The organism is Cellulomonas sp. P5_C6, from assembly GCF_054049635.1.
Genome location: NZ_JBFULZ010000038.1, coordinates 16,328 through 26,342, shown reverse-complemented (window position 1 = coordinate 26,342; position 10,015 = coordinate 16,328). Strand labels below are relative to the sequence as shown.

The following is a 10,015-nucleotide window of genomic DNA, read 5'->3' as shown; positions in this document are numbered from 1 at the left end:
CTGGTGGCCGCCGGAGCGGTGCTGATCTCCCGGATCGCGCTCCCGCCGCACCGCAGCGAGCGGCCCGACACCCACATCCGCCACGACATCGCCGAGGGCGTCCGCTGGGTGCGGCACCACGCCGCCGTGCGGACGCTCGTGCTGACCATCCTGATCTTCAACGTGACGTTCGGGGCGGCGTGGTCCGTGCTCGTCCTCTACGCGCGGGAGCACCTCGGGCTCGGCGCGATCGGGTTCGGGCTCATCACGACCGTCGGGGCGCTCGGTGGGCTCGTCGGCACCGTCTCGTACGGGTGGATCACGCGACGGGTCAGCCTGGCGAACCTCATGCGGATCGGGCTCATCGTCGAGACGCTCACCCACCTCGCGCTGGCGCTGACGACCACGGCCTGGTTCGCTCTGCTCGTCTTCTTCGTCTTCGGGGCGCACGCGTTCGTGTGGGGGACGACGTCGGTGACCATCCGGCAGCGGGCGGTGCCCACGGAGCTGCAGGGGCGGGTCGGCAGCGTGAACCTGGTCGGGGTGTTCGGCGGGCTGGTGGTCGGCGCGGCGATCGGTGGGGTGCTCGCGCAGCGGTACGGCGTGACGGCGCCGTTCTGGTTCGCGTTCGTGGGGTCCGCCATCTTCGTCGTGCTGATCTGGCACGAGCTGCGGCACGTGGCGCACACCGACGAGCAGGACGCGCCCGCGCCGGCGTGAGGACCGGTCAGGCGGCGTCGGGGATCGGCACCAGGCGGGCGTCGTGGACGCCGGCCTTCTCGAGCTCCTCGACCAGGATCGTCATCATGGTGCGCGCCGCCTCCGGGTAGCCGGCGCCCTGGGTGTCGATGGAGTAGCCGAGGCCGGTGCCGTCGTCGTCGACCCCGCTGACGTAGGCCACGATCAACGTCTCCTCGACCGCGAGGTCCTCGAGCTGCGAGGCCGGGTGCTCCACGCCCTCCGCGTCGACCATGAAGATCCGGGCCGCCGCTGCCTCGAGCCCGGCGCGGACCGCGGCCGGGTCGCCGCCCACCACCTCCACGTCGTTGTCGAGCATCGGCGTCCAGCCCCACTCGTCGGTCCACGGCGCGAAGAGAGCCGGGTCCGCCGTGACGTCGCCCTGGCCGAACTCCGTGGTCACCGCCGTGCCCCACGTGCGCGCGATCCACGCCAGGTCCTCGGGCTCGAGCACGTACTCCATCGCGTGGTACGCGGCGTCGTAGGCCTGGACCCACCGGGCCTCGACGTTGGGGTCGACCCCGGGCGCGCTCGGGGACGCCACGGGGGCGGCCACGGAGGGCGCCTCGGACCGGACGGGCTGGCTCTCGACGTCGAGGGGCCGGCACGCCGACAGCAGCAACGCCGCGGCCACGACGACGCCGGTCCATGCTCCGCGCACTGCACTCCTTCGGCCGCTGGGGTTCATCGACGGATCGGCAGATGCGGCCCGGCACCTGAGCACAGCGTGCACACAGGGGTCGCGCCGAGACTGGTGTGCATGACACGACGCTGGCTCGACGCGCGCGGCCGCGAGCTCGACGAGGACGACCGCGGTCTGGTCTACGACGTGCGCACGCTGATMGACCGTCGGCAGGTGCTCGGGCTGTTCGGCGGCGTCAGCGCCGCGGTGCTGCTGGCGGCGTGCGGGGACAGCCCGACCACCTCGCTGTCCGAGGTTCCCGACGAGACCGCCGGCCCGTTCCCCGGCGACGGGTCGAACGGTGTGAACGTGCTGGACGACTCGGGGATCGTGCGCAGCGACATCCGGTCCAGCTTCGGCTCGTCGACGGTCACCGCCGAGGGTGTTCCCCTGACCGTCCAGCTCACCGTGCGCGACGCGACGACCGGCGATGCGATGACGGGCGCCGCGGTCTACATCTGGCACTGCGACCGCTCCGGCGCCTACTCCCTGTACGGGGACGGTCTGGCCGACGTGAACTACCTGCGCGGCGTGCAGGCGGTCGACGCCGACGGGACGGCGACGTTCACGTCGATCTTCCCGGCCTGCTACTCGGGCCGGTGGCCGCACATCCACTTCGAGGTCTACGGCAGCATCGACGACGCCGTCGCGAGCGGGCCCATCGTCACGACCTCGCAGATCGCGCTGCCGAAGGAGACGTGCACGGCCGTCTACGCCACCGACGGGTACGAGCGGTCGGTGCACAACCTCGCGCAGGTGAGCCTCGCGTCGGACATGGTGTTCGGCGACGACGGCGGGATCCACCAGATCGCGTCGATGAGCGGGTCCGCCGGCGCGGGGTACACCGCGGCGCTGACCGTGGGGGTTTGACCGCTGCATCGAAGTAATTCAATATAGGCAGGTGACCGCGACGACAGCCATGAGTGCGCCGGCGGCCGAGGACGTCGCCCGCGCGCTGAAGGCCCTCGCCGACCCGCTCCGCCTGCGCGCCCTGTCGCTCATCGCCGCCAGCCCGACCGGCGAGGCGTGCGTGCTCGACATCAGCGAGCTCACCGCCGTGTCGCAGCCGACGGTCTCGCACCACCTCAAGGTGCTCAAGGACGTCGGGCTGGTCACGTCCGAGCGGCGCGGGACGTGGGTCTGGTACCGGATCGCGCCCGAGCACCGCGACGCCGTGCGGGCGGTGCTGGAGGCGTTCACCGCGGTCGACGCGCGCCCCGCCGAGGCGCTGCCCGACCTCGACCACCGTCTCGACGAGGTGGCCGCCGACCTCGCGCCGCGGTACCCCACGATCGACCCGGCTCGCGTCCGGGACGTCGTCCGCGACTCCGCGACGGCCCTCGCGCGGACCGGCGGCCTGCGGACGCAGCTGGTCGGGCTCACGCAGCGGTTCGCCCGCCAACGCCTGGACGACCTGGTACGGATCGAGGGCGGGGCGACCGTCCCGCGCGTGCTGTTCGTCTGCGTCGCCAACGCCGGACGGTCGCAGCTGGCCGCCGCCCTGCTCGAGCACCACGCGGGCCCGTCGGTCCTGGCCCGCTCGGCCGGGTCGCGGCCCGCGGCACTCATCCACACCCACGTCCGCCCGGAGCTGGAGGCGCTGGGTGCTGACGGCTTCCCCAAGCCCCTGACCGACGACGCCGTCCGCGCCGCCGACGTCGTGGTGACGATGGGCTGCGGCGACGTCTGCCCGGTCTACCCCGGGATCCGCTACGAGGACTGGGCCGTCGGCGACCCGGCCCTCGCCTCCCCCGACGGCGTCGCGGCGATCCGCGCCGACATCGACACCCGCGTCCGTGCCCTGCTCGAGTCCCTCGACATCCCTGGAGAGTCATGACCAAGCCCAGCGTCCTGTTCGTGTGCGTCCACAACGCCGGCCGGTCTCAGATGGCCGCGGGGTTCCTCACCGCGCTGTCGGGCGGCGCCGTCGAGGTCCGGTCCGCCGGGTCGATGCCCGCCGACAAGGTCAACGCCGTCGCCGTGGACGCGATGGCGGAGGTCGGCATCGACATCCGCGCCGAGCAGCCCAAGGTGCTCACCACCGAGGCCGTGCAGGCCTCCGACGTCGTGGTGACCATGGGCTGCGGCGACGCGTGCCCGTACTTCCCCGGCAAGCGGTACGAGGACTGGGTCCTCGAGGACCCCGCCGGGCAGGGCATCGCGTCCGTGCGCCCGATCCGCGACGAGATCCGCGGACGGATCCTCGTGCTCCTCGCCGAGCTGGGCGTGACACCCGTCCCCGCGTGACCGCGCTCGTCCGACGGCTCGGGGTTGCCGACGCCGTCGTCGTCGGGCTCGGCGCGATGCTGGGCGCCGGGGTCTTCGCCGCGTTCGGCCCGGCAGCGCAGGCCGCGGGATCAGGTCTGCTCATCGGGCTGGGGCTCGCCGCGGTGGTCGCGTTCTGCAACGCCACCTCGTCGGCCCGGCTCGCGGCGGTGCACCCCGAGTCCGGCGGCACCTACGTCTACGCGCGACGTCGCCTCGGCCCGTTCTGGGGGTTCCAGGCGGGGTGGTCGTTCGTCGTCGGCAAGACGGCCAGCTGTGCGGCGATGGCCCTGACCTTCGCGTCCTACGCGGCGCCCGGGCACGCGCGGCTGGTCGGCATCCTCGCGGTCGTCGCGCTCACCGCCCTCAACTACCGCGGCGTGCAGAAGTCCGTCCTGGTCACGCGGGTGATCGTCGTGCTCACGCTGGCGACCCTGGCGGTCGTCGTCGTGGCCTCGCTGGCCGGGGGAACCGCCTCGCCCGACCACCTGACGCCGTTCCCCGGCGGCGACCTGCGCGGGATCCTGCAGTCCGCCGGCCTGCTGTTCTTCGCGTTCGCCGGGTACGCGCGGATCGCCACGCTCGGCGAGGAGGTGGTCGAGCCGCAGCGCACGATCCCCCGGGCCATCCCGCTCGCGCTCGGCGTCGTCCTGGTGGTCTACCTCGTCGTCGGCGTGAGCGCGCTGCTGGCCGTCGGCGCCGACGGGCTCGCGGCGGCAGCGGCCCCGCTGCGCGCCGTCGTCGAGGCGGGGTCGATGTCGGCGTGGAGCCCGGTGGTGCAGGTAGGCGCGGCCGTCGCGTCCCTGGGCGCACTGCTCGCGCTGATCCTCGGGGTGTCCCGCACGACCCTGGCGATGGCGCGCGACCGCGAGCTCCCGCCGTTCCTGGCGGCGGTGCACCCCCGGCACGGGGTCCCGTACCGGGCCGAGCTCGCGGTCGCGGCCGTCGTGATCGTCCTCGTCGCCACCCTCGACCTGCGGGGGGCGATCGGGTTCTCGTCGTTCGGCGTGCTGACCTACTACGCACTGACCAACGCCAGCGCCCTGCGGATGACGGCGGACGAGAGGCGGCCGCCGCGGTGGGTGGCGGTCCTCGGGCTGGCCGGCTGCATCGTGCTGGCGCTGACCCTGCCGGTCGCGTCCGTGATCGGCGGGGCGGTCGTTGCGCTGGTCGGCGCCGGGGTGTGGGCCGTCCGCCGGTCCGTCAGCTGACGAGCGGCTTGCGGGCCCGGACGACCGCGCCGTGCATGCCGTCCGCGACCTCGTGGGTGAAGGTGACCTCGGCATCGGCGAACCCGGCCGCCGCCAGGCCCTCGAGGTACGCGCTGCGGGACAGCGCACCGGCGATGCACCCGACGAACGAGCCGCGCTCGGCACGCTGCTCCGGCGTGAGGTGGTCCTCGGCGACGACGTCCGAGATGCCGAGCCGGCCGCCCGGCACCAGCACGCGGAAGGCCTCGCCGAGGACCGCGGGCTTGTCGGTGGACAGGTTGACGACGCAGTTCGAGATGACCACGTCGACCGCGGCGTCGCCCAGGGGCAGGTCCTCGATGGTCCCACGGAGGAACTCCACGTTCGTCGCGCCGGCCCGGTCGGCGTTCGCGCGGGCCAGCTCCAGCATCTCGTCGGTCATGTCGACGCCGTAGGCGAAGCCGGTCGGGCCGACCCGCCGGGCGGACAGCAGCACGTCGATGCCACCGCCCGAGCCCAGGTCGAGCACGCGCTCACCGGCCCGCAGCTCGGCGACGGCGAGCGGGTTGCCGCACCCGAGCGACGCCGCGAGCGCCTCGGCCGGGAGGGTCACCGCGTCCTGCGCGTCGTAGAGCCCCGCGCCGAACCTCTCGTCGACCTCGGCCGACCCCGGGGCGCACGAGCCCCCGCTGCAGCACCCGTCGCCGCCCACCTGCACGGCCGCCAGGGCGTACCGCTGCCGGACCTGCTCACGCACGTCGTTCATGTCGCTCTCTCCGCTCATCCATCGACAACCATCAATATGTACGATGGTCCCAGACATCGACACTTGTCAATGTCTGCGCAAGAATGGATGTCATGGCCCTCGACCTGCTCCCCGTCCTCCCGAGCTCACGCGCCTGCTGCACGCCGCAGACGCGCGACGCGATCAGCGAGCCCGCTGCCGCCGGCCTGGCCCAGGTGCTCAAGGCCCTGGCGGACCCGACGCGCCTGCGCCTGGTCTCCCTGATCGCCGCGCACGACGGCGCCGAGGCCTGCGTCTGCGACCTCACCGAGCCGGTGGGACTGAGCCAGTCGACGGTCTCCCACCACCTCAAGGTGCTGGTCGACGCGGGCCTGATCACCCGCGACAAGCGCGGCGTCTGGGCCTACTACGCCCTGGTCCCCGGCGCGCTCGACGCCGTCACCCACCAGCTCGGCGTGCACCTGGCCGCGGGCGCCGCCGCATGAGCGCGGTGCGCATCGCCCCGATGACCGCGGAGCACTGGACCGACGTCGAGCGGATCTACGCCGCCGGGATCGCCACCGGGCACGCGACCTTCGAGTCCGCGCCGCCGACCTGGGAGGCGTTCGACGCGGGCCGGTTGGCGGCCCACCGGCTCGTCGCGCTCGACGAGGACGGGGCGGTCGTCGGCTGGGCGGCCGCCTCGGCCGTCTCCGACCGCTGCGCCTACGCCGGCGTCATCGAGCACTCGGTCTACGTCGACCCCGCGGCGCAGGGTCGCGGCATCGGCCGGGTCCTCCTGACGGCGCTGCTCGACGACGCGCGGGAGAAGGGCGTCTGGACCGTGCAGTCGGGGATCTTCCCCGAGAACGCCGGCAGCCTGGCGGTCCACGCGGCGACCGGGTTCCGGGTGGTCGGCACGCGCGAGCGGCTGGGCCGGATGACGTACGGCCCCCTGGCGGACCAGTGGCGCGACGTCGTCCTCGTCGAGAAGCGCCTCTGACCTACCGGTGGTGCGGCGGCACCGGGTACAGCGTGTGCTCGGTGTGCTGAAGCACGTTGGTGACCAGCGCGGACACGTGCTCGTTGGCCTGCGAGTAGTAGATCGTCGTGCCGGCGCGCCGGGCGGTCACCAGGTGGCCGGCGCGGAGCTTGGCCAGGTGCTGCGAGACGGCGGGGGTCGGCCGGTCGAGCGCCTCGGCGATCGCGCTCACGGACATCTCGGTGCCGTCGAGCATCGCGAGGACCGAGAGGCGCGTGCGGTCGGCGAGCAGGCGCAGGATGTCGACCGCGTGGTCGAGGTCGGCGTCGGGGCGCGTCGTGGACATCGTCGTCATGATGGCAGGATCTCGACCCTGGCCGGCGTCCGCCACAGCGCGGCGCCCACGATCGTGCCCACCGTCGCGACGACCGCGAGCACGAGGGCGGCGGCGGGCAGGCCGGAAGCACCCAGCCAGCCGGCCAGCGGATAGGTGAGCAACCAGCAGGCGTGCGACAGCGAGAACTGCGCGGCGAACGCAGCGGGGAGGTCGTCCTCGGACACCTCGCGTCGGATCAGGCGCCCGACCGGGGTCTCGACGCACGCCCACCCGACCCCGACCTGCACCCACAGCACGCAGACCGCGACGACGCCGACGTGCAGCGCGAGCGGCACAGCGGCCGTCGCGACGCAGAGCACGACCGCGCCGCCGAGCATGACCGGCCGCTCGGGGAGTCGGCGCAGCACGCGCGGGAGCGAGAGTGCCGCGGCCATCGACCCGAGCCCGTTGGCCGCGAGGACCAGCGCGACCGCCCCGTCGCCCAGACCGAAGGTGCTCCGCACGATCACCACGGTCTGCACCAGCACGAACGCACCCGCCGCCGCGACGACGAGGTTGAGAGCGAGCACCGGCCGCAGCGCGGGTGTCCGCACGAAGAGCTCCGCGCCGCGCCGGAGCCGCAGGCGGAACGGCGTCGGCGAGCTCGGCACGGTCCCCCGCGGCAGGACCACCGAACCCACCAGCAGCGCGGAGCCCGCGAAGGCCGCGGCAGTGCCGACGAACAGCGCGTTCGCGGGCACGACGAGCAGCAGCGCCGCCGCGAGCACGGGCGAGAGGACCGCCTCGAGGTCGTACGCCAACCGGGACAGCGACAACGCCGAGGTGTAGTCGTCCTCGTCGGGGAGGACCTGCGGGATCACCGACTGGAAGGTCGGCGTGAACGTCGCCGACGCCGCCTGCAGCACGAAGATCAGGACGAACACCTGCCACACCTCGCCGACGAACGGCAGCGCGAGCGCGACGACGAGCCGCAGCACGTCCGAGCCGATCATCACGGCCCGGCGCGGCAGCCTCGCCACGACGACGGCGGCGACCGGGGCGACCAGCACGTAGGCGAGCATCTTGATCGCGAAGGCCGTGCCGAGGACCGCTCCCGCGTCGGCGCCCGCGAGGTCGTAGGCCAGCAGGCCGAGGGCGACGGTTGCCAGGCCGGTGCCCGCCAGCGCGACGACCTGCGCGGCGAAGAGCCGCCGGTAGACGGGGTGGGCGAGGGCGCGGATCACCCTCAATGATTGCATGGTTACGCAACTAGACAGTAAAGGATCGCGTGTACCGTCGGCTCATGGCGACGGTCACCCTGACGCACACGGCTGCGCTCGCCCGGCTCGGGCACGCGCTCTCCGACGAGACGCGCAGCCGGGTCCTTCTCGCGCTGCGCGAGGCACCGGCCTACCCGTCCGACCTGGCCGATGCGCTCGGCGTCTCCCGGCAGGTCATGTCCAACCAGCTCGCCTGCCTGCGCGGGTGCGGCCTGGTCGAGGCGATCCCCGACGGGCGCCGCACCTGGTACCGGCTGGCCGACCCGCACCTCGCACCGGCGCTGGACGACCTGCTGCGGCTCGTCGTCGCCGTCGACCCCACCTGCTGCGGGCCGGGCGGATGCACCTGCTCGTGAGCCGGCGGGCGATCCTGGAGCGACGGATCCGGTGGGTCGTCGGGCTGACCATCACCTACAACGTCGTCGAGGCGGTCGTCGCCCTGTGGGCGGKCCGCGCCGCGTCGTCGTCGGCCCTGGTCGCCTTCGGCCTCGACTCGGTGGTCGAGGTCCTGTCCGCGGCGGCCGTCGCCTGGCAGTTCACCGCGCCGGACCCGGAGGTGCGCGAGCGCACGGCCCTGCGGCTCATCGCGGTCTCGTTCTTCGGCCTGGCGCTGTTCGTCTCCGTCGACGCCGTGCGGACGCTGCTGGGCGCCTCCACCCCGGAGCACTCGACCGCGGGCATCGTCCTCGCCGCCGTCAGCCTGGTCGTCATGCCGGCGTTCTCCTGGTTCGAGCGCCGCACGGGCCGCGAGCTCGGCTCGTCGTCGGCGGTCGCGGACTCGAAGCAGACGCTGCTGTGCGCGTACCTCTCGGCGGTGCTGCTGGTCGGCCTGGTGCTCAGCAGCACGCTCGGCTGGACCTGGGCCGACCCGGTGGCAGCGCTGGTCATCGCCGGCTTCGCGGTGCGCGAGGGCCTCGAGGCGTGGCGGGGCGACGCGTGCACCGTTCCCGTGAGCGCGCTGACGCAGAGCGACGACGACTAGCTCGCCGCGTGCGCCACGATCCGCTTGATCGTCTCCTCGTCGCGCAGGATCCGCCGGTGCCCCAGCCCCTCGCTGACCACCAGCTCCGCGCCCGGCCACGCGCGGGAGATCCGGGCGCCGTCCTCGTGGTCGGCCTCCTTGTCGTCCCGGTCGCTGAGGACGAGCGCCGCGGGCAGCGGGCCGGCCGTGTTCGCCGCGCGGACCGGGATGTCGAGGTCGGCCAGCCGCCGCCCCGCGAGCGCCTCCATCCGGACGACGAACCGGTGCCGGGTCTGCTCGCTGAACCCGAGGGCGTGCGCGAAGCCGACGGTGTAGGTGCTGGGGTCGGCCAGGGGCGTGACCAGGACCAGCCGATCGGTGACCGTGCCGTCCAGCACCGCCAGCGCGCTCGCGGCTGCCCCCATCGAGTGGCCGACGACCGCGTGCGCCGGACCGTGCGACGCGATCACGGCGTCGAGGGCGGCCATCATCTCGGGCAGGGTCGTCCGGCGACGCCCCAGCGCTCCCGGGCCCGAGTCGCCCTGCGCCGGGGCGTCGTAGGCCACGACCCGGAGGCCGGCGTCGACCAGGGGCTGGACCAGCGGCGCCAGCTGCGCGCGGTGGCCGCCCCAGCCGTGCACCAGGTAGACGGTCGGGCCGGTGCCCCACGTCTGTCCGACGATCGGCCCGACGCGGAACGCGGCGCCGCCGGGGATCGACGGACGGTGCTTCGCGCGGGCGGGCCTGCACCACAGGCGCAGGGCGCCGCGGGCGACGAGCTCGGGCGCCACGCGGTCGAGGGCACCGACCGACGCGCGGACGAGGGGCGGGACCGGGGGCAGCTGCGTACGAACGGTCGTGCTTTTTTTGACTGACGACTGGGTCATGGCGAACTCCT

Annotated in this window: 14 protein-coding genes; 9 read left to right on the top strand and 5 right to left on the bottom strand. The window is 73.8% G+C overall.

The window, feature by feature from the left end; translation table 11 throughout:
- On the top strand, positions 1 to 699 hold a 699-nt coding region (locus ACXJKG_RS06700), incomplete at its 5' end, for an MFS transporter (protein WP_456844975.1).
- A 7-nt stretch (positions 700 to 706) separates the two neighbouring features.
- Here ACXJKG_RS06700 and ACXJKG_RS06695 read toward each other — a convergent pair.
- A complete protein-coding gene (locus ACXJKG_RS06695) occupies positions 707 to 1,378 on the bottom strand; it encodes a hypothetical protein (RefSeq protein ID WP_456844974.1) in 672 nt (223 codons plus the stop codon).
- A gap of 99 nt (positions 1,379 to 1,477) precedes the next feature.
- On the opposite strand from ACXJKG_RS06695, the gene ACXJKG_RS06690 reads away from it, so the two are divergent.
- Genes ACXJKG_RS06690 through ACXJKG_RS06675 form a run of 4 tightly spaced genes read left to right on the top strand, consistent with a single transcriptional unit; the run spans position 1,478 to position 4,875 of the window.
- Complete coding sequence (locus tag ACXJKG_RS06690; protein WP_456844973.1) at positions 1,478 to 2,269, top strand: dioxygenase family protein; 792 nt, start codon at positions 1,478 to 1,480, stop codon at positions 2,267 to 2,269.
- 49 nt (positions 2,270 to 2,318) lie between these two features.
- A complete protein-coding gene (locus tag ACXJKG_RS06685) occupies positions 2,319 to 3,236 on the top strand; it encodes a metalloregulator ArsR/SmtB family transcription factor (protein WP_456844978.1) in 918 nt (305 codons plus the stop codon).
- Complete coding sequence (locus ACXJKG_RS06680; protein WP_456844972.1) at positions 3,233 to 3,646, top strand: arsenate reductase ArsC; 414 nt, start codon at positions 3,233 to 3,235, stop codon at positions 3,644 to 3,646. Before ACXJKG_RS06685 ends, ACXJKG_RS06680 begins: the two co-directional genes overlap by 4 nt.
- Positions 3,643 to 4,875: an APC family permease gene (locus ACXJKG_RS06675; RefSeq protein WP_456844971.1), complete on the top strand. Its 1,233-nt coding sequence runs from the start codon at positions 3,643 to 3,645 to the stop codon at positions 4,873 to 4,875. Before ACXJKG_RS06680 ends, ACXJKG_RS06675 begins: the two co-directional genes overlap by 4 nt.
- On the opposite strand, the gene arsM is transcribed toward ACXJKG_RS06675, so the two are convergent.
- Complete coding sequence (arsM, locus tag ACXJKG_RS06670) at positions 4,868 to 5,620, bottom strand: arsenite methyltransferase (RefSeq protein WP_456844977.1); 753 nt, start codon at positions 5,618 to 5,620, stop codon at positions 4,868 to 4,870. The two genes, ACXJKG_RS06675 and arsM, sit on opposite strands and share 8 nt — an antisense overlap.
- Before the next feature lie 92 nt (positions 5,621 to 5,712).
- Between arsM and ACXJKG_RS06665 the strand changes: the two genes are divergently transcribed.
- Together ACXJKG_RS06665 and ACXJKG_RS06660 are read left to right on the top strand one after the other, a co-directional pair.
- Positions 5,713 to 6,084 (top strand): ArsR/SmtB family transcription factor, encoded by a 372-nt coding sequence (locus tag ACXJKG_RS06665; RefSeq protein WP_456844970.1) that lies wholly within the window; start codon positions 5,713 to 5,715, stop codon positions 6,082 to 6,084.
- Positions 6,081 to 6,581, top strand: a complete 501-nt coding sequence (locus ACXJKG_RS06660; protein ID WP_456844969.1) for an N-acetyltransferase family protein — start codon at positions 6,081 to 6,083, stop codon at positions 6,579 to 6,581. The genes ACXJKG_RS06665 and ACXJKG_RS06660 overlap by 4 nt, the downstream gene beginning before the upstream one ends.
- Before the next feature lies 1 nt (position 6,582).
- On the opposite strand, the gene ACXJKG_RS06655 is transcribed toward ACXJKG_RS06660, so the two are convergent.
- Positions 6,583 to 6,906, bottom strand: a complete 324-nt coding sequence (locus ACXJKG_RS06655) for an ArsR/SmtB family transcription factor (protein WP_456844968.1) — start codon at positions 6,904 to 6,906, stop codon at positions 6,583 to 6,585.
- A 5-nt stretch (positions 6,907 to 6,911) separates the two neighbouring features.
- On the bottom strand, positions 6,912 to 8,120 hold the full coding sequence (locus ACXJKG_RS06650; protein WP_456844967.1) for an MFS transporter: 1,209 nt from the start codon (positions 8,118 to 8,120) through the stop codon (positions 6,912 to 6,914).
- Positions 8,121 to 8,179: 59 nt separating this feature from the next.
- Between ACXJKG_RS06650 and ACXJKG_RS06645 the strand changes: the two genes are divergently transcribed.
- Complete coding sequence (locus ACXJKG_RS06645; protein ID WP_456844966.1) at positions 8,180 to 8,512, top strand: ArsR/SmtB family transcription factor; 333 nt, start codon at positions 8,180 to 8,182, stop codon at positions 8,510 to 8,512.
- Positions 8,497 to 9,138: a cation transporter gene (locus ACXJKG_RS06640; RefSeq protein WP_456844965.1), complete on the top strand. Its 642-nt coding sequence runs from the start codon at positions 8,497 to 8,499 to the stop codon at positions 9,136 to 9,138. The genes ACXJKG_RS06645 and ACXJKG_RS06640 overlap by 16 nt, the downstream gene beginning before the upstream one ends.
- Here the strand turns inward: ACXJKG_RS06640 and ACXJKG_RS06635 are convergent.
- Positions 9,135 to 10,004: an alpha/beta fold hydrolase gene (locus ACXJKG_RS06635; RefSeq protein ID WP_456844964.1), complete on the bottom strand. Its 870-nt coding sequence runs from the start codon at positions 10,002 to 10,004 to the stop codon at positions 9,135 to 9,137. The genes ACXJKG_RS06640 and ACXJKG_RS06635 overlap by 4 nt on opposite strands.
- Positions 10,005 to 10,015: the final 11 nt, after the last annotated feature.

Bases quoted from the DNA above. Each gene is read 5' to 3' on its own strand.
- ACXJKG_RS06635 (WP_456844964.1), bottom strand. From the start codon at position 10,004: ATGACCCAGTCGTCAGTCAAAAAAAGCACGACCGTTCGTACGCAGCTG.
- ACXJKG_RS06645 (WP_456844966.1), top strand. From the start codon at position 8,180: ATGGCGACGGTCACCCTGACGCACACGGCTGCGCTCGCCCGGCTCGGG.
- ACXJKG_RS06660 (WP_456844969.1), top strand. From the start codon at position 6,081: ATGAGCGCGGTGCGCATCGCCCCGATGACCGCGGAGCACTGGACCGAC.
- ACXJKG_RS06655 (WP_456844968.1), bottom strand. From the start codon at position 6,906: ATGTCCACGACGCGCCCCGACGCCGACCTCGACCACGCGGTCGACATC.
- ACXJKG_RS06665 (WP_456844970.1), top strand. From the start codon at position 5,713: ATGGCCCTCGACCTGCTCCCCGTCCTCCCGAGCTCACGCGCCTGCTGC.
- ACXJKG_RS06680 (WP_456844972.1), top strand. From the start codon at position 3,233: ATGACCAAGCCCAGCGTCCTGTTCGTGTGCGTCCACAACGCCGGCCGG.
- arsM (WP_456844977.1), bottom strand. From the start codon at position 5,620: ATGAACGACGTGCGTGAGCAGGTCCGGCAGCGGTACGCCCTGGCGGCC.
- ACXJKG_RS06685 (WP_456844978.1), top strand. From the start codon at position 2,319: ATGAGTGCGCCGGCGGCCGAGGACGTCGCCCGCGCGCTGAAGGCCCTC.